This is a genomic window from Rhodoflexus sp. (assembly GCF_053489755.1).
In genome coordinates, this window is the sequence record NZ_JBRCHD010000011.1 from 1 (window position 1) to 25,946 (window position 25,946).

The 25,946-nt window shown below is 47.6% G+C and carries 23 protein-coding genes; 12 read left to right on the forward strand and 11 right to left on the reverse strand.

Going from position 1 to position 25,946, the window contains the following annotated elements:
* Positions 1 to 452, reverse strand: a 452-nt coding sequence (locus ACWIP2_RS02005) for a lysylphosphatidylglycerol synthase transmembrane domain-containing protein (protein ID WP_448518221.1), incomplete at its 3' end; no start/stop codon positions are given.
* Positions 453 to 673: 221 nt separating this feature from the next.
* Here ACWIP2_RS02005 and ACWIP2_RS02010 point away from each other — a divergent pair.
* The gene (locus ACWIP2_RS02010; RefSeq protein ID WP_448518222.1) at positions 674 to 1,219 is read left to right on the forward strand and encodes a hypothetical protein; all 546 of its coding nucleotides are present in this window, start codon (positions 674 to 676) and stop codon (positions 1,217 to 1,219) included.
* A gap of 7 nt (positions 1,220 to 1,226) precedes the next feature.
* Here ACWIP2_RS02010 and ACWIP2_RS02015 read toward each other — a convergent pair whose 3' ends face one another.
* Complete coding sequence (locus tag ACWIP2_RS02015) at positions 1,227 to 1,931, reverse strand: hypothetical protein (protein WP_448518223.1); 705 nt, start codon at positions 1,929 to 1,931, stop codon at positions 1,227 to 1,229.
* Positions 1,932 to 1,957: 26 nt separating this feature from the next.
* A complete protein-coding gene (locus ACWIP2_RS02020) occupies positions 1,958 to 3,226 on the reverse strand; it encodes a 3-deoxy-D-manno-octulosonic acid transferase (RefSeq protein WP_448518224.1) in 1,269 nt (422 codons plus the stop codon).
* Between the two features lie 77 nt (positions 3,227 to 3,303).
* Between ACWIP2_RS02020 and ACWIP2_RS02025 the strand changes: the two genes are divergently transcribed.
* Together ACWIP2_RS02025 and pth are read left to right on the forward strand one after the other, a co-directional pair.
* The gene (locus ACWIP2_RS02025; protein WP_448518225.1) at positions 3,304 to 3,825 is read left to right on the forward strand and encodes a DUF1573 domain-containing protein; all 522 of its coding nucleotides are present in this window, start codon (positions 3,304 to 3,306) and stop codon (positions 3,823 to 3,825) included.
* A gap of 18 nt (positions 3,826 to 3,843) precedes the next feature.
* Positions 3,844 to 4,404, forward strand: coding sequence for an aminoacyl-tRNA hydrolase (gene pth / locus ACWIP2_RS02030; RefSeq protein WP_448518226.1), 561 nt, complete (start codon positions 3,844 to 3,846; stop codon positions 4,402 to 4,404).
* Positions 4,405 to 4,412: 8 nt separating this feature from the next.
* Here pth and ACWIP2_RS02035 read toward each other — a convergent pair whose 3' ends face one another.
* From ACWIP2_RS02035 to rpsU, 5 genes are all read right to left on the reverse strand, one after another.
* Positions 4,413 to 4,916: a hypothetical protein gene (locus tag ACWIP2_RS02035; protein ID WP_448518227.1), complete on the reverse strand. Its 504-nt coding sequence runs from the start codon at positions 4,914 to 4,916 to the stop codon at positions 4,413 to 4,415.
* 156 nt (positions 4,917 to 5,072) lie between these two features.
* Entirely contained in the window at positions 5,073 to 6,515 is a 1,443-nt protein-coding gene (locus ACWIP2_RS02040; RefSeq protein ID WP_448518228.1) for a Do family serine endopeptidase, read from the reverse strand.
* Between the two features lie 447 nt (positions 6,516 to 6,962).
* Positions 6,963 to 8,336 (reverse strand): FAD-dependent oxidoreductase, encoded by a 1,374-nt coding sequence (locus ACWIP2_RS02045; RefSeq protein WP_448518229.1) that lies wholly within the window; start codon positions 8,334 to 8,336, stop codon positions 6,963 to 6,965.
* A gap of 17 nt (positions 8,337 to 8,353) precedes the next feature.
* Positions 8,354 to 9,013, reverse strand: a complete 660-nt coding sequence (locus tag ACWIP2_RS02050) for a DedA family protein (RefSeq protein WP_448518230.1) — start codon at positions 9,011 to 9,013, stop codon at positions 8,354 to 8,356.
* Between the two features lie 96 nt (positions 9,014 to 9,109).
* Entirely contained in the window at positions 9,110 to 9,307 is a 198-nt protein-coding gene (rpsU, locus tag ACWIP2_RS02055; RefSeq protein WP_448518231.1) for a 30S ribosomal protein S21, read from the reverse strand.
* A gap of 156 nt (positions 9,308 to 9,463) precedes the next feature.
* On the opposite strand from rpsU, the gene ACWIP2_RS02060 reads away from it, so the two are divergent.
* The 9 genes from ACWIP2_RS02060 (at position 9,464) to fabD (ending at position 21,265) form a co-directional block, all read left to right on the forward strand.
* Positions 9,464 to 10,258 (forward strand): alpha/beta fold hydrolase, encoded by a 795-nt coding sequence (locus tag ACWIP2_RS02060; RefSeq protein ID WP_448518232.1) that lies wholly within the window; start codon positions 9,464 to 9,466, stop codon positions 10,256 to 10,258.
* Complete coding sequence (locus ACWIP2_RS02065) at positions 10,248 to 13,187, forward strand: DEAD/DEAH box helicase (protein WP_448518233.1); 2,940 nt, start codon at positions 10,248 to 10,250, stop codon at positions 13,185 to 13,187. The genes ACWIP2_RS02060 and ACWIP2_RS02065 overlap by 11 nt, the downstream gene beginning before the upstream one ends.
* Positions 13,188 to 13,202: 15 nt before the next feature.
* The gene (locus ACWIP2_RS02070) at positions 13,203 to 14,339 is read left to right on the forward strand and encodes a tetratricopeptide repeat protein (protein ID WP_448518234.1); all 1,137 of its coding nucleotides are present in this window, start codon (positions 13,203 to 13,205) and stop codon (positions 14,337 to 14,339) included.
* An 85-nt stretch (positions 14,340 to 14,424) separates the two neighbouring features.
* Positions 14,425 to 15,000, forward strand: a complete 576-nt coding sequence (locus ACWIP2_RS02075; protein WP_448518235.1) for an adenylate kinase — start codon at positions 14,425 to 14,427, stop codon at positions 14,998 to 15,000.
* A gap of 229 nt (positions 15,001 to 15,229) precedes the next feature.
* On the forward strand, positions 15,230 to 16,243 hold the full coding sequence (locus ACWIP2_RS02080; protein WP_448518236.1) for a hypothetical protein: 1,014 nt from the start codon (positions 15,230 to 15,232) through the stop codon (positions 16,241 to 16,243).
* Positions 16,244 to 16,305: 62 nt separating this feature from the next.
* Positions 16,306 to 17,250, forward strand: coding sequence for a ribose-phosphate diphosphokinase (locus ACWIP2_RS02085; RefSeq protein WP_448518237.1), 945 nt, complete (start codon positions 16,306 to 16,308; stop codon positions 17,248 to 17,250).
* A gap of 197 nt (positions 17,251 to 17,447) precedes the next feature.
* A complete protein-coding gene (gene ppk1 / locus ACWIP2_RS02090; RefSeq protein ID WP_448518238.1) occupies positions 17,448 to 19,574 on the forward strand; it encodes a polyphosphate kinase 1 in 2,127 nt (708 codons plus the stop codon).
* 3 nt (positions 19,575 to 19,577) lie between these two features.
* Positions 19,578 to 20,312 (forward strand): lipoyl(octanoyl) transferase LipB, encoded by a 735-nt coding sequence (lipB, locus tag ACWIP2_RS02095; protein WP_448518239.1) that lies wholly within the window; start codon positions 19,578 to 19,580, stop codon positions 20,310 to 20,312.
* A gap of 77 nt (positions 20,313 to 20,389) precedes the next feature.
* Positions 20,390 to 21,265, forward strand: a complete 876-nt coding sequence (gene fabD, locus ACWIP2_RS02100; protein WP_448518240.1) for an ACP S-malonyltransferase — start codon at positions 20,390 to 20,392, stop codon at positions 21,263 to 21,265.
* Positions 21,266 to 21,369: 104 nt separating this feature from the next.
* Here the strand turns inward: fabD and ACWIP2_RS02105 are convergent, their stop codons facing one another.
* The 3 genes from ACWIP2_RS02105 to ACWIP2_RS02115 are packed head-to-tail and all read right to left on the reverse strand — an operon-like array spanning position 21,370 to position 25,937.
* The gene (locus ACWIP2_RS02105) at positions 21,370 to 21,942 is read right to left on the reverse strand and encodes a DUF3575 domain-containing protein (RefSeq protein WP_448518241.1); all 573 of its coding nucleotides are present in this window, start codon (positions 21,940 to 21,942) and stop codon (positions 21,370 to 21,372) included.
* A gap of 38 nt (positions 21,943 to 21,980) precedes the next feature.
* On the reverse strand, positions 21,981 to 23,801 hold the full coding sequence (locus ACWIP2_RS02110; RefSeq protein WP_448518242.1) for a 1-deoxy-D-xylulose-5-phosphate synthase: 1,821 nt from the start codon (positions 23,799 to 23,801) through the stop codon (positions 21,981 to 21,983).
* A gap of 42 nt (positions 23,802 to 23,843) precedes the next feature.
* Positions 23,844 to 25,937 (reverse strand): ATP-binding protein, encoded by a 2,094-nt coding sequence (locus ACWIP2_RS02115; protein WP_448518243.1) that lies wholly within the window; start codon positions 25,935 to 25,937, stop codon positions 23,844 to 23,846.
* Positions 25,938 to 25,946 lie beyond the last annotated feature (9 nt).

Here is a 25,946-nt window from a genome sequence, read left to right on the forward strand (position 1 = left end):
AGAAAATCGCTGAGGCGGTCAAACTCTAACCATAGCGCCGCCAGCGTAAACAACATAAGCATGAACAAATCAAAAACTCTTTCGGCAATTACAGCGCCGAAGGATATTTGAAAGGGTATGCCTCTCATGCGTTGCAACACGGCGCTGCGGCTGACTTCACCCATGCGCGGCACTACAAGATTTGCCAAGTAGCCAATCATTACGGCGGCAAAGGCAGGTACAGCGCCTGCATGATAGCCCAATGGTTTGAGCATAATTGCCCAGCGAATGCCTCTGCTTAGGTGAGCTACGAGCGATAAGATAATGGATGCCGCAATCCATTCCCAACGGGCTTGCGATAGATTGCGCCAGAGTTCGCCAAAATCTTGGTTGCGGTAAAGTATCCAAAAAAGCCCAAGGGCTACGGCAAGCGTCAGGATGTATTTAAGCGTCGAGATAATCTTTGCGTTCATGTGCCTGTTTGTGTAAGGGCAACAAAGTTCGTTGTTTTTGCATCGCTACCAAATCCCAAGTACCGCAAGTACCGGGAAAAATCAATCGAAAAATTAGTTTTTTTAATTTTTTATTTGTATTTTAACAACATTCAACCGCTTTGTTACTTCCCTATCGGATCAACTGTAGCACTCTCGTGCTGCGCATATTTTTTTATATTTTTTCATAAACAGTAAAGACTATGGAAACTATGTTTTTTCCTTCTCCATTCTTGTTGTGGATACTTTTGGCAGCAGGTTTTGGCGCTGTAGTGACGTATTTGTTGTCGCAACAGCGATTAGCAGCTTTAAAGTTGGAGCTAGAGAAAATTCAGATGGAAGCAGATGAAATAGAAGATTTTGCTAATCGGAAAATCAGGGAGTATTCGCATCAACTATCAATCACTAATCGAAAATTAGAGGATTTGCAGCAAGAACTTTCGCTTTGTTCGCTCAATCACGAACAAGACAGGCAACGCCTTACAGATGAGATCCGACAGCTCAACATACAGCTTGCTGCCAGTGAAAACGAAATGAATATTATGCGTATTTATTGGGCGCGCAAAGAAAACGAGTGGAAGGCTGTACAAGAAGGTTTAAACGACTTACTGTCGGAAAAAGAGGCAATTATTGCTGACCTGCACTCATCGCTGGCGCGGCTGGCAGCAGAACAAGCCAACTACGAGTTGCGCCGGCAAGAGGAGCGCCCCATCCGCGAAGATGCCAATACGCACTCTTCTCTGCTGTAAATTGATGCTACTTCCTATAGCACTGCCGGAATGATCTGCCTGCAGCCAGACACTCGCAAAGGGCGAGCAGCCCATCTTGTCCTCGGCTGGCGTACCACTGCAATACTTCGTGGCGCGCAGTAAGGTAATTGAGATATACGTGGTTGGGGTTTTCGAAGAAAAGGCGGTTGGTAGCCAAACTGCTGAGCGGCGGTGCGTATGCGCCGCCATGTGTGATCATTTCCCATTCTTCTTCTGCCTGCGGAAAGCGGTTGTCTAAAAGCATGGCAAGCCCCTCATCGAACCATGCAGGTACCTGAAACGTGCGACTCCACCAGCCTATTCGCGCCATTAGTTCGGCGTGGCAAAGTTCATGTGCCAATACGTCGGGATTGATACCTTCCGGCTCAAGTACGATGTAAGCACCCGTTATGGCAAGGTGTGTGAGTCCTGTACGTGCATTGACTGCGCCAAAGTAACGGATAGCCTGTAGGTTATGTCCTGCAATTACCATAGGGCGCGCCTGCTGCTCGCCAAAAAAATTACTGATGCGCTTTCTCGCTTCCTCTAAGTATAGCAGCAAGGAGTCGCGCATGTCATCGGGCATTTCAGGACTTACATACACATTAGGAGCAATCAATTCTACAGCTTCGCGGCTGATATTCAAGCAGCGAAAATAGCCGGGTTTCAATACCACATAGATGCCCAATGCTACAGTGAGTATCAGCAACATAAACAACCATATGCGAACAAGCCATTTCAATGCTTTGCAGGATCGTTTAAAAGTGATTCTATGCTGTTCATAACCCGTTGGGTAGCGCCAACATTCCGACGGACGTAAGTTTCACAGGCAGTAGCAGCTTGTTGCCACGCTTCCGGCTGGTTGAGCAGATGAGCAGTAAGGGTTAAAAAATCACCTTTCTGCGCAATGGTGAATGCGCCACCCTGCTCTAGCAATTCGACTGCTTCACGAAAGCGCTTGTAGTTGCGGTTACCAAATATCACCGGTATGCCGAAGGCAGCAGGCTCGAGAATGTTATGCAAACCGCTTTTAAAGCCCCCCCCGATGTAGGCAAGCTCTCCGTAAACGTAGAGCCGATTGAGCAAACCTACATTATCTATCAGCAACACGCGAGCGCCGTAGATATGGCTGATCTCCTGCCGCTCGATTTTTGAATAGCGCACAGTTTTGAGTTGATGAAGCGAAGACTCAATTTTTTTCAGTATGTTTTCATCTATTTCATGCGGTGCAATAATGAATTTGCAATGGACTGCTAGTTGCTTAACATCGTTGCAAATCACCTCCCAGTCATCGGGCCAGAGGCTGCCAATGACTATCACTTTTTCTTCATAGGCAAACTTTGCAGCAATGCTTACAGGAGCGGCAACTTCTGCTATTTGCGCTACCCGATCAATGCGCGTATCGCCCGATACTTCTACGTGAGTAATGCCGATCTGTGCGAGCAGTTGGCGCGATGCCTCATCTTGCACGTGTATCTGACGGAAAAAGTACAGCATTTGCCTGTAAAATTTACCATAGGGCTTAAAAAACAACTGCGTTGGGCGGAAGATAGCGGAAATCAGCAGTACGGGGATATTTTGCCTGTGCAACTCGCTCAGGTAATAATACCAAAACTCGTATTTGACGAAGATAACCAACTCGGGGCGCACCAAGCTGATGAGTTGCTGTGCTGTCTGCGGATTATCTAAAGGCAGATACAAAGTCCAATCTGTGTGTTCATAGTTTTTGCGGATCTCATAGCCACTTGGCGAAAAGAAGGTAAGCAGAGTTTTATACTGTGGATATGTTCGCCGGAAGTTTTCGATTACAGGTCGGCCTTGCTCAAACTCGCCAAGAGAAGCACAGTGAAACCAAACAATCCGATGCGGATGTGCAGCAAACAATTGCTTCCAGAGTGAAGCCTGTTCTTTGCGACCGGTCAGGAAAGTTGCTGCCTTAGTGTTAAACCGAGCAGCTACATGCAAACCGATGCGATAAATGAGCAAAAACAAATTGTAAAGCAGCAATACACAAGGTAATTTTGTGGATGTTACAAAGTTAGTACAAGAACGACAACTTGAAAATCGGACTAATCATTATTGCCATGAAAAATAAAGCCCTTATCTGCCTGATTGCAGGAGCAATTACGCTCGCACAGGTAGCCTGCTCACCTAAAACAGAGGGGCAGCAAACAGCAGATACATCCGCAGAGGCAACGATCAGCCAGCCTGTGGCAACTGAAACTACTGCTCCGGCAGCTACCGAACAGCAGCCCGCCGCAGCATTTGCCGCTATCACATTCGACTCGCAAGAGTATAACTTTGGCACGATTACCCCTGGCAAAAAAGTGCGACATGCTTACAAATTCACCAATACAGGACAAGTCCCGCTGGTGATTTCGCAGGTGCAGCCCCAATGTGGCTGTACGGCAGCAGACTATACCAAAGAGCCTGTTCCTCCGGGCGGTCAAGGCGAAATAGTACTCGAATTTGACAGCAACGGCAGAGAAGGTCAGCAAAATAAGCTAACTACTGTGTTTGCTAACATCCCGGGCGGCAGCACGATCTTAGCCATGACTGGCTTCGTAGAGCCGCTCAGCGACGGCCGTCCTATCCGCAGGAATTAATTTCTTTTTTGCTTTGCCATGAAATACCTGATTGCAGGGCTGGGCAATATTGGTTCGGAATACCACGAAACGCGCCATAACATCGGTTTTATGGTTGTAGATGCACTTGCGCAACAGCAAAACGCTACTTTTTCCTTTGAAAAACTTGCGTACACCTGCGAGTTGAAATACAAAGGGCGCAGCATTTACCTCATCAAGCCGACCACCTACATGAACCTAAGCGGAAAGGCAGTTAACTATTGGTTGCAGCAATATAAGATACAGCCTGAAAATCTGCTAGTTATCGTAGACGATCTGGCGCTACCCTTTGGCAAAATGCGGCTGCGTCCTTCGGGCAGTAGTGCCGGACACAATGGTTTGAAGGATATTGAAGCTGTACTGGGTACACAAAACTACGCCCGCCTGCGTTTCGGCATTGGTAATAATTATCCTAAAGGCAGGCAAGCAGATTATGTATTGAGCAAGTTCAACGCAGAAGAAATGGCAGAGATGCCCTTTGCGTTGCAACGGGCGCAGGATGTTGTGCTTTCGTTTTGTACTGTAGGTCTGGCAGCGACTATGAACCAGTACAACCAGTAGCTGCATTGCTATTTTTGCGGAATCAGCACGAAAGTAGTCAGCCCCAGATCTTTTTCGAGTGCTTTATTGATCGCTACTAATTTGGTGCTGTCCAAATACCGGACGATCATTTGTGCCTTGATGATAATATCATTTGCCCCTATAAGTTCGGTTTCAATCGTTTTGCTATCATACCTCCACTTGCCTGTAGTGCCTTCTTTGGCTCCTGCGCCTTTGACCCAAAGCGTACCATCCTCGCGGAATTCGATGGCAAACTGCCCCATGTGATACATAAAAACCTGTAGGCTCTTGATGCGTTTTGCCATACCCGTAGTGTCTTTTAATTGTCCTGAAAGATAGGCGCGAAACACCGAATCTATTAGGCCCATCATCATGATGGTATCGTATCCCCAGCGATGACTGCTCAGCAGGGATTTATCGGCCTTTTCTTCTGCCGTATCGTAATACGAGCAAGAGGGAAACAGCGCAAACAGTAAAGTAGCTGCGACTAAGATAGGAACTATTTTCTTCATAGTACGGACGAATGAGATTGTAATGGCGCAAAATTAGACTAAAAAAAGACTCGCTGCTGCCAAAGGCAACAGCGAGAACCCAAACCTATTAATAAACCTAAACTTACAATCTTCGCCCGGACAAGAACACTTACCTCAGACTGCTAATTGTTTCTTCTAAAACATGTACGAGTAGTAGCCTTTCGTACCGTTTTTACTTACTCCTTTGATGATGACTCTGCCCCGGATGCGTTCGAGAATTTCGGCTAATTCTTCAGGCGATTGGATCGGTCGGTCGTTGATAGAAGTGATGATGAATCCTTCTTCGATACCCATTTGGCGCATCAAACCGCCTGTAATCTTACTGATACGCACCCCGCTTTCAATGCTGAGTCTGGTTCGCTCGGCCTTTGGTACCAATTCCAACTCAGCCCCGATGCGCTCTGCTTTATAGACTTCGCGTTTGAAGACAGAAGTAGAACCGTCTATATTGGTCAACTCTACCTGACGGTCATTTGCCTTCCCCCCGCGCTTGAAACGTACATTTACCTTATCCCCCGGCTTGTAATAGCTCAGTTGTTCGTCGAAACTTACCTTAGAGTCTATTGGCTTGCCGTTAATGCTTACTATTACATCTCCTCTTTGCAGCCCTGCTTTTTCGGCAGCACCTTTGGGTTCTATATACGTAATTACAACACCCGAAATTTCGTCTAAGTTCAAATCTTTGTAAACTTCTTCGGTAACATCAATCACATCTACGCCCAAAAATGCCTTCTGAACTTGTCCGTAACTTTTCAGATCGGAGACAACTTTTACCACAATATCCGAAGGCACGGCGAAGCCATAGCCGGCGTAAGAGCCGGTGCGTGAAAGAATGGCAGTGTTGATACCCACCAGCTCGCCGCGAATATTCACTAAGGCACCGCCGCTATTACCCGGATTGATGGCAGCATCGGTCTGAATAAACGACTCGATCGGGAACTGTGCATTTTCGAGAATGTTAATGCTTCGTCCTTTGGCACTCACAATACCTGCTGTTACGGTAGAGGTAAGGTTGAAAGGATTGCCAACAGCAAGCACCCAATCGCCCACTTGGACGGTTTCAGAAGAAGCAATGCGGATGGCGGGCAGGTTTTTTGCCTCAATTTTGAGCAGCGCAAGGTCTGTCGAAGGATCTGTCCCAACAACTTTAGCTTTGTAAGTGCGCTTGTTGTGCACTACTTCTATGTCCGTAGCCTTTTCAATAACGTGATTGTTGGTTACTATATAGCCGTCTTTGGAAAAAATCACTCCCGAACCCGAACCCATCACGCGGTCATAGCGGGGCTGTACATCGAAAAACAGGTCAAAAAATGTGTAGTTGCGCTGGTTGAGCGATGCTGTCTTGATGTACACCACGCTTTCGGTACTTGCTTTGGCAGCATCTGTAAAGCTCATCTGATCGGCACGCAGGCTGGAAATTTGCGGGCTATAGTCGGTAAAACTTACCGATTCTGTAGCATTAACCGAAGCAGGTTCAGCCCCACCGCTGCTGTTGCTCAGTCCACTCCACTGGAATAAATAAGCGCCCAGAAATCCGGAAAGGGTGCCTATCAGAAGGGTTTTGACAAATTGATTCATAGTAAGTGGCTTTAAAAATGACCTTGTGCATACGAAATTAGCTACCTAAATGTACGCCCCATTGGGGATTGTGTTGTACGGTATGCGTTAAATGTTGTTAAGAGTAATTTGGCATATGCTACAATGATATATGAGCAAAAAAGCGTGCGTTGTCCAAACCTTTCAATGTTCAGACAGCGTGGAAAATATATGATAATACCTGTCAGCATTTGGCATAGATGCTGCTAAAGGGCTATATAAGGAAAGATACAACAAAATCCGCAGATAGCGAAACTTATCATCAAAAGTTAGCAAACGCAAATTATCTCCATGAATTTTAACTTTGCTATGCTCCTCATCTACAGGCATGGAGCAGTGCAACTGTTGATCTATAATACACTAATTCTCTGATGCCCCGCAATTTACTTGCTGCCCTTATGCTGAGCAAGGATTGATCTGCCTACGTGTCTATTGAGCAGAACATTGCTCAATTTTTTGCATTAATTCGTTTTTTATTGCTTCAAAATCAAGGCTTTGCCATGAGGTTTCGATAGCCTCAGTTTGCATAACCCGTTGCATGATTTCGTCCTGAATTTTGCCGATGCGCAGTGCTTGGCTATATGGCAGATCTGAAAAAGTTACCATTGTGTAGAGCGGTAGCCACTCTTGGGGGAAAAGTTGATGCAAATGCGCCTCAATTTTTTTGCGCAGCAGAAACTTCGGATCGGCAACCGAGTCGCGCATTTCCACAAAATTCATCAATGCCAGGTCAGCAATCGCGTTGGCGTTAGCAATACGGGCGTGTTCGTAGTCTTTAAAAGTTGCTGCCCAGTTGCCATGATGCTTGTCTAACAGTTCGGTCAGGATTCGGCAGTCCTCGAAGCCGGCATTCATACCCTGTCCATAAAACGGAACGATTGCGTGGGCGGCATCTCCCACCAGTCCAACCCTGCCTCCGTAAGTCCATGGGCTGCAACGCACTGTAATCAGTGAAGAGGTAGGATTTTGCGCAAATTCTTCCAGCAAATTGGGTATCAAGGGTACAGCATCTGCAAAACTCTGTTGAAAAAAGTTTGTAATTTTTTCATCTGATGTAAGTTGTGCAAATGATGTTTCGCCCTCGAAAGGAAAGAAAAGCGTACAAGTAAAACTACCATCGCCGTTGGGCAGCGCAATCAGCATGTAGCTGCCGCGCGGCCAGATGTGCAGCGCATTTTTTTCGATGCGAAAGCCCCCCGTTTCCGTAGGCGGAATGGTGAGTTCTTTGTAGCCGTAGTCTATGTAGTGTTGCGAATAATTGAAGCGATCGGTACGCATCATTGCCTGCCGCACGGCAGAGAAAGCCCCGTCAGCGCCCAGCAAGATGGCAGACTGCACACTAACTATTTGGCCGCTTTGCGTGTGGCGCAGCGTGATGCGGTTGGTTTTCAGATCTATTTCGGTGCTGCGGTAGCCAAATTTGAATACCGCTCCGTGCTTGATTGCTTCGTTGCAAAGCGAAAGGTTAAGTATTCCGCGTGTAACAGAGTAGATAGCTCTGCCTGTGTTGTCGTAGGGCTGATAGGTCAGTTCGCCACTGGGACTGTGTATCATTCGCCCGTACATGGGGATGGCTATTTCTTTCACTGACTCGGTTATTCCTGCACTTTGGAGCGCTTTCCAGCCTCTGTCGCTAAGCGCGAGGTTAATTGATCTGCCGCGCTCGTAGCCTTTTTCGCGCGGATCGGGTCGTCCTTCAAAAACAGTTACCTGATAGCCGCGCTTTGCCAAAAGCAATGCCAGAAGCGAACCCACTAGCCCACCACCTAAAATTACCACTTCTTCTTTTGTTTGTTGCAACATGCCTTATCAGGATTATGTTAGTCTTTGGTTTCTTCAGTCCGTTGTTGGAAAAAGTTAATCCATGTTTTGGGAATCAGCGGTTTGATCAGCGGGACAAGAACAATGACTGCTAGTCCAATAAATACTAAGGGCAGGTAACGCTGCGGATTAGGCACGACAGCCCCGGCAAAGTAACCCAGCAATAGAAACGGAATTACCCAAAAAGTTGTGCTGATCAGGTTGTAAAAAGTGAAAGTATGATGCTTCATTGCAAAGCTACCCGCAAGAATAGGGGCTAACGTGCGCACAACAGGAATGTATCGTCCAATCAGGATCGTCCATACACCGTATTTGCGGTAATAGGCGCGTGCCAGTGCCAAATGCTTGCGTTTGACGAGATAGCTGTCTTTGTGCCGGAAGAGCCACCGCCCGCTGCGCATCCCGAAATAGTAGCCGAACTGATGACCGCCAAAAGCAGCCGTGTAGATCGCAAGCATCGTAAAAGGCAGCGAATGCGGCAACAGCCCCATCTGACAGAAAACACCTGTGAGAAACACCAGCGACTCGCCGGGTAACAAAAGGGCAAAAAAGACTCCATTCTCGGCAAAAATAATTGCCCAAATCAGTGCCAGTCCGCCATACAAGATAATGTATTCCGGATCGGTCAACCACCTGATAATTTCTGAAGCCCACTCCATAGAAGCTGATTGGAGGAGATGAAATAAAAAAACCTCCTAAACAGTATTAATTACAGCTTAGGAGGGTGCAATACATGCGAAATCCTGCCTGCAAAATTAGCCTCGATTACTTTCTGCAAGCAAAGACTGGCGATAAGCGGCCCGCAGACGCGTAGCACGCCTACGCACAGAAGGCTTTTCGAAGTACGTGCGCGAGCGAAGCTCTTTCATCACGCCTGTTTTCTCAAATTTCTTCTTGAAACGCTTCAGCGCTTTGTCAATAGATTCGTTTTCTTTGATGTTGATAATAATCATACTTTTTATGTCGGTGTAAATGTTTGCCGATGCCAAATGAGGGGCAAATATAGCTAATTAGCGGATTTTCTAAAAACAAAGCGCTACATTTTAAAAAAACTACTATCTTTCAGATTCGATTTTTATTGACCAACAGAAAACCTAAGCGCTACTATATTGGAAACACAAGTTTTACATTTTAGGGAATTAGGCGAACATAATCGTGCAAACGGTACTCTATTTATTTTCCATGGGCTTTTTGGGCTGTTAGACAACTGGCAGACCGTAGCCAAAACACTTGCAGAAGCCTACCATGTCATACTGGCGGATATGCGCAACCACGGGCGGAGTTTTCGCGCCGATAGCCTTCGCTATACCGACATGGCAACTGATATGGTGCAACTGATTGATTTTGTGCAACCCTTGCAAGCAACAGCAATCGGGCATTCGATGGGAGGCAAAGCGGCGATGCAACTGGCTGCCGATTTCCCCGATAAACTGAGCCGACTAGTAGTAGTAGATATAGCCCCACGTGCTTACCCTGTACACCACCAAAGTATCTTAGACGGACTCAATGCTGTACCGCTTGCAACGCTCCAAAGCCGTCAGGAAGCAGAAAATATCCTGAGCCAATACGGCATGGATACAGGCACACGTCAATTTCTGCTTAAAAACCTGTACCGCACCGAAGACAACCGCTTCGGCTGGCGGTTTAACCTGCCCGTAATCACTAAACAAATTGCCGAAGTAGGGCAGCCGCTGAGCTATCGGCATCCCATTGCGATACCGACGTTATTCATCAGAGGCAGTCGCTCCGGCTATATTACCGATGCAGATGCCGCGCAGATACCTGCCATTTTCCCTAACAGCCGCTTGGTAACTATTGCCAACGCAGGACACTGGGTACATGCCGAACAACCCACTGCGCTACTGGAAGCGCTGCTTTCTTTTTTGAAAACCTATGAAAATTGATCTCAAACAGCCTTATTGTATTGTTTACGCACTGCTCCGACACGAGTATCTGGGCTATCTGATAGATCCTTACGCAGTGCAGACAGATGCGGAAGGGCGGCTATCGCTTCGCTACCAGAAGTTGTCTTCTATGAATGTCGGCGAGTTTACCGATCAAACCGATCAAACTGACCGTGCGCTGATTCGCCTTTCGGAGGAGATGCATCCCGACTCGATAGCCAGAAGGTTTGCCACTAAAAAAATGACTACGCAGGACTTTTTCCTCAAAACTTATGACAAGGACAAAGGCAACCGACAACTGCAAGAGACGATCTACGAGGTAATGGAAAAGCACCGTGCTGCTTACCTGTCTAAACTGGCAAATAAGCGATTCTTTATCATGGCAACCGATGGCAACCCTGCACACAAGGAAATTACCTATATACACGAGCCGGTCGAAGTAAAAGCGCACTATCGCCGTCATCAAGAAGGGACAAGTTTTTTTCTCCAACTCTTCCACCAAGGCGAGCGCCTGCAAATGACACCTGCGCAGAGTGGTATCGTGATTTGTACCACCCCCGCATGGCTGCTGATCGGACAACGCCTCTATCATTTCAAGCAGCCTTTAGATGGTAAAAAATTGTACCCTTTTCTCAAAAAAGACGAGTTAAAAATTCCCCGACAGGCAGAAGAACAATACTTTAAAAATGTATTGCCCCAGTTTTTGGGCAACTTCCAAGTTACAGCAGAGGGTTTAGACATTCGCACCTACGAACATCCCCTGCAAACTACGCTGTACTTCGCCGAAATGCCCGAACCGGTGCAGGCAGAACTTTTTCAGGGGAGCGGTCAGGCTGCAACCACCGACTTTAAGATGCAGTTCGATTTGCATTTCCGCTATGGCAGTTTTAAGTTCCGCCCTGGACAGGAGCAAAGCTGCACGGTTTCGGTAGAATGCAAAGCAGGTAATTACATATTCCATAAGATTATCCGTCAACCTGAACAAGAACGCGCTCAACTCAAGTGGCTTGTTCAAAACGGTCTGGAAATTGGTACAGGTAAGGCTACCTTATCCGGTACAGAGGCGCTCGAATGGCTACAGGTGCAACAGTCCGAAGTTGCTGCAAGGGGCATACGGCTTATACAATCCAATCAAGACAGCAAAAAATATTTCATCGGCGAAAGCCATTTCGACCTGCAAATCAAAGAAGCCGGCGATTGGTTTGATATTCAGGCAAAAATCCGTTTCGGCGACTATGAGATTCCCTTCATCCAGATCCGTAAGTACATCCTGTCGGGAACACGAGAGTTCGAACTGCCCAATGGCGAACTGGCACTGATCCCTGAAGCGTGGTTTACGCGCTTTACCGATCTGATGCAGTTTTCCGAAGAAAGATCCGAACAGCCGATTCTGCAAAAACACCACATCACACTTCTCCAAGAACTGGAGCGACAAGAAATAGCTACAATCAACATGAGCCGCCGATTGGAGCAACTGCGCAATTTCGAGCAACCCCAAGACTACCCGCTGCCCAAACATTTCAAAGGACAACTGCGCCCTTACCAGCAAGCAGGCTATAATTGGCTCAATTTCCTGCGGGAATACAATTTTGGTGGTTGCCTTGCCGACGATATGGGCTTAGGCAAAACCGTGCAAACCCTTGCCCTTTTGCAGGCAGAAAAAGAACGATTTGCCGCCGAAGGCGCAACGCCTCATGCCTCGCTGCTCATTTTACCTACTTCGCTGATCTACAACTGGGAAATGGAAGCCCGCAAATTCACGCCTAAAATGCGGATCTTGAAATATACAGGCGTCTTTCGCTACAAAAACACAGCGATTTTCAATAAGTACGACCTGATTATCACCTCCTACGGTATCATTCGGCAGGACATTGATAACCTATTGGAAAAATACTATTTCAACTACGTCATCCTCGACGAGGCGCAAGCAATCAAAAATCCTGATGCGGCTATTGCAAAGGCTGTTCGTCGCTTGAACTGCAAGCATCGGCTTACGCTCACGGGAACGCCCGTCGAAAACAGCGCCTTAGACCTTTGGTCGCAAATGGCTTTTACGAACCCCGGACTACTGGGTTCACAGAGCTATTTCCAACAGCATTTTGTAGTCCCGATAGAAAAAAAGAACGACACAGCTAAGTTACACAAATTGCAAGCACTCGTGAAACCATTCATTCTTAGGCGACACAAAAGTCAGGTAGCCAAAGATCTGCCCGAAAAAATGGAGCAGGTACACTACAGCGAAATGACTGATGATCAGCAGGAACAATACGAAAAAGTCAAGTCCAAGTACCGCAACGAAATTCTGGAACACATAGAAAAAAACGGAATTGCCAAATCGCAGATACTCATATTGCAGGGTTTGACACAACTGCGGCAATTAGCCTGCCACCCACAGATGGTACAAGAGGACTACAAAGGCGATTCAGGTAAGATGCGCGACGTGATGTACCGATTGGAGAGCCTTGTTTCAGAAGGGCACAAAGTTCTGATCTTCAGCCAGTTTGTTAAGCATCTGGCGCTTTTGCGCAGCAGGATCGAAGCCGAAAAATACCAATATGCCTATCTGGACGGCAGCACCCGCGACCGACAGGCACAGGTAGAGAAATTTATGCAGCGTCCCGATGTCCCTGTGTTTCTATTGTCTATCAAGGCAGGCGGCACTGGGCTAAACCTCACTGCTGCCGATTACGTTTTCTTATTAGACCCTTGGTGGAATCCTGCTGTAGAGGCGCAGGCGATTGACCGCGCACACCGCATCGGGCAGGAAAACAAGGTGATAGTTTACAAGTTTATCACACAAAATTCGGTAGAAGAGAAAATTTTGCTCTTGCAACAAAAAAAGCGCAAACTGGCAGAAGGACTGATCTTTACTGAAGAAAGTTTTGTTAAACAACTGACCGCTAAGGATATAGATGCTTTGTTGGCATAGTGCGGAGGTTAGATGATGAGAAAAAAAATTTATGGTTTTTTGTGGCTGCTGTTCTTCACAGGAGCGGTGTTAGGGCTACGCGCACAACCCCAAACCGCGATTCCGCCGCTGCTTTCCGATAAAATCGCACTAGAGCTAATAGAAAAAGGGCTTCCCCTAATGTATGGCTGCGATTTCACACGCGCACGCCAATACTTTGCCCAAGCGCAGGCGCGTCACCCCGAACACCCCGTTACGCCGCTGCTCAATGCGCTGACGCTGTTTTGGCAACATATGCCCTTTGCCGACTTTGAGGGAACAGCCTTCAAGCAGCACGTCCTGTGGTTAGAAAAAACAATTACAGCCGCGCAGAAAATGCTGGATAACAATCCCGAAGATGTGGAAGGGGTTTTCTTCATGCTGACGGCGCGCGGTTTGCTCATGCAGCACTACAACGATCGGGGCGAAGCCATGCAAGCTGTTGGTGAAGCCAAACGCCTCTACGGACTGATCAAGCACGCATTCGAACTGCGCCTGCAAAACGTAGAGTTAAACTTGATGACTGGGCTGTACAGCTATTACCGCGAGTACTTCCCCGAACGCTATGCCGTTTACCGTCCTTTTGTTGTCTTTTTTCGCTCAGGGAGCAAGAAGGAAGGACTTGCTCAACTGGAAACCTGCACACAAAAGGCAATTTTTACAGCCAATGAAGCAGCGGGTTACCTGTCGCACATCTACCTGCGCTACGAAAATAATCACCACAAGGCACTGTTTTACAGCCGTCAGTTGGCCGAGCGCTTTCCCAATAACCTGCACTACGTTGCCTCCTTCATAGAAACTGCCATACTCACCAATCACTACGACGAAGCGGCAAAGATGCTGCCGCTATTGCAAAAAGCCGAGCGCCCGCTTTTCGTAGCGGCTGCCCATGTATTCAGCGGCATGATTGCCGAGTTACATCGCAAAGATCTTAGAGCAGCCCTCAAACATTATCAGGCAGCAGAAAACCTCCTGATCGCCGAAAAAATCAACTATGCCAATCCCTATAAGCTATACACATTTGCAGGATTGTATCGCCATTTTAAGCAGCAAAACAACCTGCCGGTAGCCCGACGCTACTACAAACAGGCAAAAGCATTGGATGACTATCAATATCTCAAACCGGATTTTTGATTTTTTAGTGAATGCTCGTTTCCTTTGCGTTTGTGTGAACAAATTGTAAATCAATATCTGACGAACCTACATAAATCTCTGCTGCATGATAAATCTTGTCCTGTTTGGTCCTCCGGGGGCTGGCAAAGGCACTCAAAGCCAAAAACTGATAGACAAATACGGCCTGATTCACCTTTCTACGGGCGATTTGCTGCGTGCCGAAATTGCGGCACAAACCGATCTGGGACTTTCTGCCAAACAACTGATGGATCAGGGAATCCTCGTTCCCGATGAGGTTGTGATCGGGATGATCCGCAACAAGATCAACGATAACCGCAATGCTAAAGGATTTATTTTCGACGGCTTTCCGCGTACAGTAGCCCAGGCAGAAGCCTTAGATAAAATGCTTGCCGAAAGCAATTTGGCTATTTCAGGCATGATCGCGCTGGAGGTAAGTGAGGCGGAGCTGGTAAAACGCCTGCTGCTGCGCGGACAAACTTCGGGCCGCCCCGACGACCAGAACGAAGAACTCGTGCAAAAGCGCGTACAGGAATATAATACCAAAACCCGCCCTGTAGCAGACTTTTATGCTGCGCAAGGTAAGTTCACGTCTGTTAATGGCATTGGAGAAATCGAAGAGATTTTTGCCAATATCTGCCGGATAATTGACAGTTGGGCTTAGCAACTTGCAGAGGCTTTTTAAATAGCCCCCGCCATCGACAATGAGTCATCCCGAAAATCGGTACAGAACACGTATTCAGGCGAATCACACAGATAAACACCGTTTTTTCAATTAAAAAAATCCGTGCAAACCTGCATAATCTGCCGCTATCAGCATGCCAAAATTTAGGGTGACTCATATGTTTTGCAGATTGGTTAAATTGGGTTTATGCTCACAAAGTCTTCCTGCAATGGCGATTATCAAGCAAAAAAAAGTACCCTACAAAGTAGGCGATAAACTCCACCGCTTTCTTCACAAGTACGGCAAAGAAACTGCTATCCCTTTGCAATACCACGATCTGTGTCGTTTCGTAGGCGCAACGGCTCTCTACGACCGTCAGGGAAACGACACCCTCTGGGAAAGTGTCTATTACTCGGAAAGCGATCAGGAATATATTTTTACCAGCCTGCGACAAATCTACGCACACCTCAAAATAGCGGGCAACCTCTCGGTGATCAATCATCTCTACATAGACCGCATAGACCTTTGTACCTATGGCAATACGAAGCCCTTTCGGGTGCGCATCGTCAACAAGGTGAACGATAATTTTGACTATTTCTACGTGAAAGTGGCCGATGCTTCGCGGATTTACGGCTTAGAACTGGAAGATATTCTCTCGCCCAATCGCGTGCGCTACTTGCTGCATAAGGATACCTTGATCGAGGAGCATATTCTGGGCATTCCCGCCGATCAGTTCATCCGTAATCATTTGACAGATGTAAACAAGATTCGCTTAGCCAAAGAGTTTGTCAAATTCAACGAGCGCTGTTTTGTGCGGCTGCTCGGCGATATGCACTCCAGCAACTTTGTCATTGACACTACGCCGGACTTCGAGGAAATGCACTACCGCCTCCGTGCGATTGATTTTGACCAGCAATGCTATGAAGGACGCAAGTCTATCTACATGCCGCAGTATTTCAAACAAAACAACCCGATCATCGAGTTGGGCTACGAGGTGCTGACTCCCGAAAGTGTGCGCCAATACCAACTCGAAGAACGCTCGCTGATGGCCAATCGGCTTCGCACCTCGCGTTATGTGCTCAAGGATATTATGGAAGTGATGCTGCAAGACGAACTGGCCCCGCAGGCGCATACCGACCAACTCAAAGAAGAACTTGCTCGCCATTATAAACAGCCGGAGTTTCTCAAATGCCGAAGCATGGGCGAGGTACTCAAAGTCAGCCTGAAACAATTATTTCGGTAGGGCAGAGTTCGACTCGATTGTTCTATCGTTGCCTTACTTTTGTACAAAACGGACTGATAACGATGCAACTGACACACGACCGCATGATTTTGTTTGCCACCCGCAGTTACAATCACATCTGCCGCAACCTGCTGGCAACCGGACAGTACGAGGAGGGCGAACTGGAAACCAATACCTTCCCCGACGGGGAGCATTACTACCGCATCTTATCCTACGTAGAATATAAAGAGGCAGTGCTCATCGGCGGCACTATTTCCGACACCGAAACGTTAGAACTCTACGACCTTGCCTGCGGGCTGGTAGAATACGGCGTGCGCAAATTGAACATTGTTATTCCGTTTTACGGCTATGCTACAATGGAGCGCAGCACCAAAGTCGGAGAAATCGTAACAGCCAAAACCCGCGCCCGTCTGCTCTCATCAGTTCCTCAGGCTTACTTTGGCAACCGCGTGATCTGCATTGATCTGCACGCAGAGGGCATTAGCCACTATTTTGAGGGCGGCATCCGTACGATGCACATTTATGCAAAACCCTTGATTATCAAGGCAGCTCGCGAACTGGCAGGCGAGGATTTCATTCTGGCATCTACCGATGCGGGGCGCGCCAAATGGGTAGAATCTCTTGCCAACGACATGTGCGTTTCAGCAGCTTTTGTCTATAAAAAACGCAGCAGTGGCTCGCAAACCCATATTACAGGCATTAATGCCGATGTAAAAAATAAAGATGTTGTGATTTATGACGATATGATCCGCACAGGTGGCTCACTAATACAAGCTGCCCGCGCCTACAAGGAAGCAGGTGCAAATAAAATTTTTGTAATTGCTACGCACGGGCTTTTCAACAACAATGCTGTTAGTAAGTTGCAACAATCAGGACTGATTGAACGTATCGTCGTAACTGATACGCACCCCAACGCTTTGCAATTCGCAGGTGAGTTCGTATATTTGGTAAGTGTAGCCGATCTGATAGGCGAAACACTCTTTTCGCTGGGTCGCCCGCAATTTTAGCAAATGATTGATTACGTGTTGGTGTGTGTGAGATAAGTGGTGCAGCAAAATGTAATCTATCCTTTAGGATGTGTAAGTAATTGATAGTCAGCAAGTAATTAATGCGCATCCCGAAGGGTGTATTACTTTTTAATTTGACTGAATACTTATGGCGCTGCCCATACCTGATGGTGTTTGATTAAACCGATTTTGTAAATATGATAAGCCCCGAACAGAATCTTCCTGAGCCTTTACCTGCGGGAGTGCTTCCTCTTTTGCAGGAGGAAGATGCAACGCAAATGCCTGCCTACGATTTCAACGACCGCGATGTGAGCTGGCTGGCATTTAACTACAGGGTATTGCAGGAAGCGAAAGATCCGAACGTTCCTTTGTATGAACGCATCAAATTTTTGGCGATTTACTCGTCTAATATGGACGAATTTTTTAAAGTACGCGTTGCTTACTTGCGCGGGCTGGCTACTTTGAAGAAAAAAACACAAAAGCGACTCTACTTTGATCCTGCCAAAATTTTGCAGCAAGTCAAGCGAATTGTGCAAAAACAGCGCACCGAGTACCTGCAACTCTTCCGCGACCTGACCGAAGAACTCAAACAACACAATATTTATTTCATTGGCAACGAAGATGTTACACAAGATCAACACGATTTTCTCAAAGAATATTTCTATACCTACGTAATGCCGCTGATGAACCCTACCTACATCCACGAGAATGTAGGTGTGGTTTTTCTGCAAAGCGATACCATTTACCACGCAGTCCGTTTTCCCGACAATGAAGGGGATTATGTCTATGCGCTGATTGAAATACCGACAAGTACACTGCCGCGCTTCCTGTTAATGCCCGAAATTGGCGATCGTTACTACATCATTAGCTTAGACGATGTCATTCGCCTGTTTATTCATCAGATGTTTCCCAAAGTCAATCCCGAAGAGGTTTACTCGATCAAAATGACGCGGGACGCAGAGTTGTACATCTACGACGAACATACGGGCAATCTGGTAGATAAGATCAAAAAAAGCCTTGCCAAGCGGAATTTGGGCGTTCCTTCGCGCTTTTTGTATGACAGCAGAATGCCAGACGACTTTGTGCGTACGCTCAAGCGAGCCTTAGGGCTGACCGACGCCGATTTGGTTTCAGGCGGGCGCTACCACAACTTCAGGGATTTGATGAACTTCCCCAACCCGTTTTCTCCCAAACTGGAAAACGAACCGATGCCTCCCCTGCGGATCAAAGAATTAGACGAGGCAGCAAGCATTTTCGAGGCGATCGAAAAACGCGACTGGCTGATCCACTTCCCGTACCAGACTTACGACTACCTGAGCCGTTTTCTGTGGGAAGCTGCTGAAAATCAGTATGTAAGTAAAATTCGCATTTCGCTCTACCGCGTAGCTGTCGGTAACTCAAAGGTAGTAAGCGCATTGATCCACGCCGCTAAATCGGGTAAAGAAGTAACCGTATTCATCGAAGTAAAGGCTCGTTTCGACGAGGAAAATAATATCAAGTGGAGCAACGAACTGGTGCGTGCGGGTGCAAAAGTACTCTACAGCATACCCGGACTAAAGGTTCACTCCAAAACATGCGTAGTAACCTATCGGCAAGGCGGCGTGCAAAAGCGTTATGCCTATTTTGGCACAGGTAATTTCAACGAGAAAACAGCAAGGATCTATGGCGATATTGGGTTGTTCACTGCAGACCCGCAACTGACCGACGAACTACTGACCCACTACGATTTCTTGCGCCGCAAAACCGAGCGCATTGACTCTAAAGAACTGCTCATTGCGCCCTATACCATGCGCAAGCAATTGTATAAGTTGATTCAGGCAGAAATTGATGCTGTCAAAGCAGGCGAAAAAGGTTATATCCTACTGAAAATGAACAGCATACAAGACCGTGAAATCATCGAAAAACTCTACGAAGCAAGTAATGCAGGCGTACAGATTGATATGATCATTCGCGGGATTTGCTGTCTCAAGCCGGGCGTGAAGGGACAAAGCGAAAATATTAAGGTTTACAGCATCGTTGATCGTTTTCTGGAACACGCCCGCTGCTACTACTTCCATAGCGGTGGTAAGCGATTGCTCTACTGCTCGTCGGCAGACTTTATGACCCGCAACCTGAGCGACCGCGTAGAAGTGGCTTTCCCGATCAAAAACGAAGCACTGAAACAGGAACTGCTCGACATCCTGAACCTACAACTAAGCGATAACCAGAAAAGCCGTATCGTAGATGCCCGATTCAGTAATAAGTATGTTAGGCGTAAAGGCAAGCCCCTGCGTTCGCAGATTGCCATTTATGAGTACTTGAAAAATAAGTATCCGCAGGAGTAAGCAATGACCTACCCCAACCCTAATAAACAAGTCCAATACCGCTGGCTGGGTCAGATCCCCTATCAAGCGGCATGGGACTATCAGGATGAGCTTTTTCAGGCAATCGTAGCAAAAAAAATTACTGCTCGTGCCGAAAATAGGCACATCCCGACGGATAACTACCTGCTTTTCTGTGAACACCCGCATGTTTATACGCTGGGCAAGAGCGGGAAAGAGTCGCATCTGCTGCTCGATGAGGAGCAACTTGCAGCCGTAGGAGCTACTTTTTTCCGCATCAATCGCGGTGGAGATATTACCTACCACGGACCTGGACAGCTTGTTGGCTATCCAATTCTAGATCTGGAAAATTTTTTTACAGATATTCACCAATACCTGCGTCTAATTGAAGAGGCTGTTATCCTTACCCTAGCGGAGTATGGTATCAAGGCAGGCAGAATTGACAAACTCACAGGTGTTTGGTTAGACCACGAAGCGCAGATCAATCCGCGAAAAATATGCGCCATTGGCGTAAAAACGAGCCGTTGGGTAACTATGCACGGCTTCGCGCTCAATGTTAATACAGACCTGAACTACTTTGGCTACATTGTCCCCTGCGGGATCAGCGACAAAGCTGTAACTTCGTTGGAGGCAGAACTGGGGTACGCTGTCCCCATGCAAGAAGTTGCCGAAAAGGTGCGTCGCCATCTGGCGGCACTTTTCCGGATGGAGCTTGTACTACCCGAGCCGCAGCAAGCCTAAACCTGACCGAATTACACCATGTATTTGATTTTCTGTGCGATTCGGTGAATTTTGCAGACCCATTTTAATTCCACACCATGAAAGCATATATCTTCCCCGGACAGGGTGCGCAGTTTCCCGGCATGGGCAAAGAACTCTACGAACAGCATGAGCAAATCCGCCAACTGTTTGAACAAGCCAATACGCTGCTGGGTTTCCGCCTGTCCGACATCATGTTCAACGGTACGGAAGACGACCTGAAGCAGACCAAAGTAACCCAGCCTGCGATTTTCCTGCATTCGGTAGCTGTAGCCAAAACTGTCGCCGATTTCAAACCTGATATGACGGCAGGACACTCTCTGGGCGAGTTTTCAGCATTGGTTGCCGCAGGTGCAATGAGTTTCGAGGACGGTCTGATGCTGGTTTCGCAGCGGGCACAAGCTATGCAACGCGCCTGTGAGATTAATCCATCTACAATGGCTGCAGTACTGGGTCTGGACGATGAAAAGGTAGAAGAGATCTGTGCGCAAATTACCGACGAAGTGGTGGTGGCTGCTAATTACAACTGCCCCGGTCAGTTGGTAATTTCCGGCTCATTCAAAGGCGTAGAGTTGGCTGGTCAAGCGCTCAAGGCTGCTGGAGCCAAGCGCGTATTACCTTTGCAGGTGGGTGGTGCTTTCCACTCCCCGCTGATGGAGCCTGCCCGGACGGAGCTGGCTGCCGCGATTGAGCGCACGCATATCGTCAGTCCGGTGTGCCCTATTTACCAAAACGTAGATGCAAAACCCTATACCGATCCGATACAGATCAAAGCTAATCTAATGGCGCAACTGACAGCCCCTGTACGCTGGACACAGAGCGTGCAAAATATGATTGCGGATGGTGCTGCCGAGTTTGTAGAATGCGGCCCCGGCAAAGTATTGCAAGGGCTTGTTAAAAAAATCAACAAAGACGTGGCTGCGGCTTCGCTGTAAGGAGTTCTACACAAATAGGCAGGCCGTATCCTTTGCAAAAAATCATAGTGTACTTTACAGTTAGAAAAGTTCAACCGCAAAGTACACTAAAACTTATTTGGGTATTACCTGCCAAAGGCAAAGCCAAGCGTGATGCCAAAACGGAAGGAAAAGTAGCCGAGGTTGGTCAGGAAGAAATCGTCTTCAGTAGCGCCGTTGTTGCCGCGGAATGAGGTTGCATTGAACGAAGGCCCGCCAAATACATCTAAGCTCACTTGATTTTTGAATAGCCATTGGTTGCCTACACTTACGCCGCCGCCAATCGAGCTATACCTTGCCGATAGATCTGACACATCTTTGTCGGTCAATCGCAGGTTTTGGTAGCGAGCAAAAGGCGCAACATAAAATCCGGCAGGAGTTACCTTGCTTTCAGATAAGTAAAAACGATATTCAGGCGTGATGCCAATACCGCGAAACTGTGTACCAAAAACAGATGAGCCGGTATAGTAGAAACCCAACTGCAAACTACTCTTGTCGTTGAGCACACGCTCGTAGAAAAACGAACCGGTGCGCACCACAGGACTGAGCAAGTTTACCTTAATCAGATTTTTTGGGGGGGTATCGCTTTCGCTTTGTGCTACAGCCTGTAAAGAAAGTCCTGCCAACAGCAGGCAAAGAAACGGTTTGTAAGTTTTCATAAAACACTTTTTTAAAATAAAAATTTCTTAACATGTGGTCATTCTCGCAGGGGAGCGCTGTGTGCGTGCCAAAGTTTACGCAGGCTATCTGCAATATGTACTGCATCAATCTTGCAATAATCGTACTGTTGTTCAGGCTCGCCGTGTGCAATAAATTCGTCGGGTATGCCTAAGCGCGTTACAGGCACCGAAATCTGATGCTCGCTAAACCATTCCAGCACCGCTGCGCCAAAGCCACCGGCCAGCGAACCATCTTCTACCGTAAGCACTGCCCTGTGTTTGGCTGCTTTGCACAACAGATCTGCATCTAAGGGCTTAACAAAGCGCATATCATAGTGGCTAATGCAGATACGCTCTTGTGCGAGCGCTTTTATGGCTTCCTGCACAAAATTCCCTGTATGACCAATGCTCAGCACTGCAATATGCTCTCCGCTGGACAATTCCCTGCCCTTACCGACAGGAATTTGTCGGAAAGGTTGCCGCCACTCGCGCAAAACTCCCTGCCCGCGCGGATAGCGGATTGCAAAAGGCTGCTGAATATCAGAGGTTTGTGCTGTATAAAGTAAATTTCGCAGTTCTACCTCGTCCATCGGTGCAGCTATCAGCAGGTTAGGTATGCAACGCAGCGAGGCTATGTCGAACGCGCCCTGATGCGTTGCGCCGTCAGCGCCTACCAGCCCTGCCCGATCAATGCACAAAATAACCTTCAGGTTTTGCAGGCATACGTCGTGGATGATCTGATCGTAGGCGCGTTGGGCAAAAGTTGCGTATAGATTGCAAAAGGGCAGCATTCCCTGTGCAGCCATTCCCGCAGCGAAAGTAACTGCATGTTGTTCGGCAATGCCTACGTCGAATGTGCGCTCGGGAAAAGCATCCTGCAAGCGCTGCATAGATGAGCCTGAGAGCATAGCAGGTGTAATTCCAACAATTGCAGGGTTTTGCGCTGCCAGTTCTGTGAGGCTTTCGCCGAATACGTCCTGGTATTTGGCAGGTTGCGGACGCACTTTGGCGCTCAAAACTGCGCCTGTGAGTTTGTCGAACTTACCGGGCGAATGCCAGAGTGTCTGGTTTTGTTCTGCCTGTTCCAATCCTCTGCCTTTCACCGTTCGGCAGTGGAGCAGGCGCAGCCCCGGTTGGTTGCGCAGCGCAGTCAGTTGCTCGACAAGTGCGATTACGTCGTGGCCATCTGCAATTCCATGATAGGGCACGGCAAGCGATCGGAAAAAGTTATCGGCTGGCACATTTCCTTTGTGCCACTGTTGCATTTGCTCGTGCAGCGCTCCGGTATTCGGATCAATAGAGATGCCGTTGTCATTAACAATAATGAGCAGATTGAGGTATCGTTGGTGTGTGGCAGCAGCATGGTTGAGTGCCTCGAAGGCCATTCCCGCCGTCAGTCCGCCGTCGCCGATGACTGCTGCATGCACCCGCCGGCGATTGCCTTGCAGCCACGAAGCATTTGCCATTCCCAACGCAGCAGAAATAGAAGTAGAGGAATGCCCTGTTCCGAAGGCATCAAAAATGCTTTCCGAACGAGTAGGAAAACCCGCAATTCCTCCCCACTTGCGGTTGTTGGAAAATTTTTCACGCCTACCCGTGAGGATTTTGTGCCCATAGGCTTGATGCCCAACATCCCATATCAGTACGTCGTCGGGGGTTTGCAGAACGTAGTGCAGTGCAACCGTCAGTTCCACTGTGCCAAGACTCGCCCCAAGGTGTCCGCCTGCACGGGATACCTGATCTATGATAAACAGCCGCAACTCGTCGCATACCTGCGGTAAGCGATTGACAGGCAACTGTCGCAAATCGGCAGGAAACTGAATATTGGTAAGTAAAGGAAATTGAACAGCAGTTTGCATCGGACAAAGTTACACGGATTTGCTATTGGTAGACATCAGGACTTAGCGCAGCGGCAACAACACCTTGAATACTGTTCCGATGCCCAGTTTGCTTTCTACTGTAATTGTTCCACCGAGCGACTCTACCTGCGTTTTGACTAAGTACAGTCCCATTCCTTTGCCTTCGGTGTGAGTATGCATCCGCTGGTACAGCCCAAATATTTTGTAACTGTCCGTATTTTCAAGATCTATACCCAAGCCGTTATCGGCCACCGAGATACTGCAAAAATCGCCTAATAGATCGGCTGATACAGCAATGTGGGGCGCTCTTTTATCTGATCTGTACTTGATTGCATTAGAAATCAAATTGTGTAGGATGCTATGGATGTAGCCTCTGACAGTGTGAAGTACGGGCTGTAAGGTGAAATCGTATTGTATGCTTGCATTTGCATGGGCTATGTTAGATTCCAGACCTGCCAGCACTTGCCGCATCAGGCTTTCCAGATCTGTTTTTTCGCGCAGTGTTTCCAAGCCATGCTTGGTCGAGATAATCAGGTTCAGATCTCTGATTACCTGATCCAGATTAGAGGCAGCTTTGTACAGATTTTCCAGTATTTCAGTGTTGAGCGGATCGTTAGGGCTGTTCAGGTTCATCACATTGACCAACCCCATGATCTGAGCAACCGGCGAGCGGATATTATGCGAAATAGTGTATGAGAATTGCTGCAAATCTTTGTGCTGACTGTTCAGAACTTTGATAGTGGACTCAAGGTCGCGCGTGCGCTCCTTTACTGTTTGTTCGAGGATAGCAGCCTGCTGCGCCACTTTCTGATTTTGCTCTTCCAGCAGGATATTTTTTTGTTTGATTTCCTCTTTGCGGCGCTCCAGAATCTGGTTCATCTTTTGGCGCTTGCGGTTGAGGCGCACCAGAAAAAACAGGAGCGGTACAACAACGGCTGCAAAAATTGCCCTGCTGATCTGCAAGATGTTGCGCTCATTTTCTGCGGCTTCTGCTTTTTTCGCCACGAGTTGTGCCGCTACTTCTTGTACGGCAGCAGCATTGACTTCGCGTATTTGCTCTAATTTTTTTTGTATATCAAATCTGTTCAGCGAGTCGCTTAGGTGTTTGTAGTCCTCGTGCAGCTTCAGCGCCCGTTGCCACTGCCCGCCGGCCTTAGCTTGTAAGTAATTTGCCCGTGCATAGCTAATCTTCGCCTCTTTGGTCAGACTATTGGCCGGCGCGAGTAGATTGACCTGCTGCATAAACGCTGCCATTTGTTGCGTATTGCCAAGTTTGAAATATATTTCAGCGATTGTGGCAGCCTCTACCACCGCGCGGCTGGTGTCCCTTTGTTCTATTGCCGAAAGATAGCTCATCTCTAACAGTGGAATGGCCTCAAAGTACCTACCCTGCTTAAAGAATGCTTTACCTATATTTCCCTTGGAGGTAGTGTACCATTGCTGCCGGTCGTACTGTTTAGCAAGGAGTGCGGCTTGTTCAAAGTAGCCTACCGCTGTGCTGTATTTTCCTCTGAAACTGTAGATACGCCCCAGCCGATTGTATGCGCGTAGTGTATGATTAGGTTCTGTGCGTTTGTCTTTGGCAAGAAACTCTTTTATGAACACCTCTGCCTGATCGTAGTCTTCTACATCGAAGTATAAGTTACCAATCTGATAACTCATCAGATTAGCCAGAGGATCATTTTTTAGCTGTTGATAAATGGCGAGCGCCTGCATTTTGTAGTGCAGCGCAGAATCGTATCGCTCGTTGATATGATAATAGTCGGATAAGATGCGCTGTGCGGCTGCTTTGCAATACTTATCTTGTATTTTTGTAGCCCATCGGAGGGCCATATGTGCGTAGCGAATAGCCTCTGTCAATTCGTTATCTTGGTAAGATTTGATAGCCAGCAAATGGTTACGGGCAAAGTTTTCTTTCCCTAAATCGGCAGGATAATACTTGGAAAGGGCGCTATAAATGAGTTTATTCATTTCGGCAGCGGCTATTGTGTCATAGTTGCCACCTGAGGCAATAAACTTTCCATAACCTGCTACGATGTCGAGTGCTTTTTCCCACATATAGCGGTCTTGCCCTGACACCTTTTGTAGGGTTACAAAGCCGATCAGCAAAAAAATGAATGAAAAAGTCCTACTCATAGATCGCAA

Excerpts from the sequence above, each read along its gene's own strand:
- ACWIP2_RS02010 (WP_448518222.1), top strand. The coding sequence starts at position 674 with ATGGAAACTATGTTTTTTCCTTCTCCATTCTTGTTGTGGATACTTTTG.
- ACWIP2_RS02015 (WP_448518223.1), bottom strand. The coding sequence starts at position 1,931 with ATGTTGCTGATACTCACTGTAGCATTGGGCATCTATGTGGTATTGAAA.
- ACWIP2_RS02025 (WP_448518225.1), top strand. The coding sequence starts at position 3,304 with ATGAAAAATAAAGCCCTTATCTGCCTGATTGCAGGAGCAATTACGCTC.
- pth (WP_448518226.1), top strand. The coding sequence starts at position 3,844 with ATGAAATACCTGATTGCAGGGCTGGGCAATATTGGTTCGGAATACCAC.
- ACWIP2_RS02035 (WP_448518227.1), bottom strand. The coding sequence starts at position 4,916 with ATGAAGAAAATAGTTCCTATCTTAGTCGCAGCTACTTTACTGTTTGCG.
- ACWIP2_RS02040 (WP_448518228.1), bottom strand. The coding sequence starts at position 6,515 with ATGAATCAATTTGTCAAAACCCTTCTGATAGGCACCCTTTCCGGATTT.
- ACWIP2_RS02045 (WP_448518229.1), bottom strand. The coding sequence starts at position 8,336 with ATGTTGCAACAAACAAAAGAAGAAGTGGTAATTTTAGGTGGTGGGCTA.
- ACWIP2_RS02050 (WP_448518230.1), bottom strand. The coding sequence starts at position 9,013 with ATGGAGTGGGCTTCAGAAATTATCAGGTGGTTGACCGATCCGGAATAC.
- rpsU (WP_448518231.1), bottom strand. The coding sequence starts at position 9,307 with ATGATTATTATCAACATCAAAGAAAACGAATCTATTGACAAAGCGCTG.
- ACWIP2_RS02065 (WP_448518233.1), top strand. The coding sequence starts at position 10,248 with ATGAAAATTGATCTCAAACAGCCTTATTGTATTGTTTACGCACTGCTC.
- ACWIP2_RS02070 (WP_448518234.1), top strand. The coding sequence starts at position 13,203 with ATGAGAAAAAAAATTTATGGTTTTTTGTGGCTGCTGTTCTTCACAGGA.
- ACWIP2_RS02075 (WP_448518235.1), top strand. The coding sequence starts at position 14,425 with ATGATAAATCTTGTCCTGTTTGGTCCTCCGGGGGCTGGCAAAGGCACT.
- ACWIP2_RS02080 (WP_448518236.1), top strand. The coding sequence starts at position 15,230 with ATGGCGATTATCAAGCAAAAAAAAGTACCCTACAAAGTAGGCGATAAA.
- ACWIP2_RS02085 (WP_448518237.1), top strand. The coding sequence starts at position 16,306 with ATGCAACTGACACACGACCGCATGATTTTGTTTGCCACCCGCAGTTAC.
- ppk1 (WP_448518238.1), top strand. The coding sequence starts at position 17,448 with ATGATAAGCCCCGAACAGAATCTTCCTGAGCCTTTACCTGCGGGAGTG.
- lipB (WP_448518239.1), top strand. The coding sequence starts at position 19,578 with ATGACCTACCCCAACCCTAATAAACAAGTCCAATACCGCTGGCTGGGT.
- fabD (WP_448518240.1), top strand. The coding sequence starts at position 20,390 with ATGAAAGCATATATCTTCCCCGGACAGGGTGCGCAGTTTCCCGGCATG.
- ACWIP2_RS02105 (WP_448518241.1), bottom strand. The coding sequence starts at position 21,942 with ATGAAAACTTACAAACCGTTTCTTTGCCTGCTGTTGGCAGGACTTTCT.
- ACWIP2_RS02110 (WP_448518242.1), bottom strand. The coding sequence starts at position 23,801 with ATGCAAACTGCTGTTCAATTTCCTTTACTTACCAATATTCAGTTTCCT.
- ACWIP2_RS02115 (WP_448518243.1), bottom strand. The coding sequence starts at position 25,937 with ATGAGTAGGACTTTTTCATTCATTTTTTTGCTGATCGGCTTTGTAACC.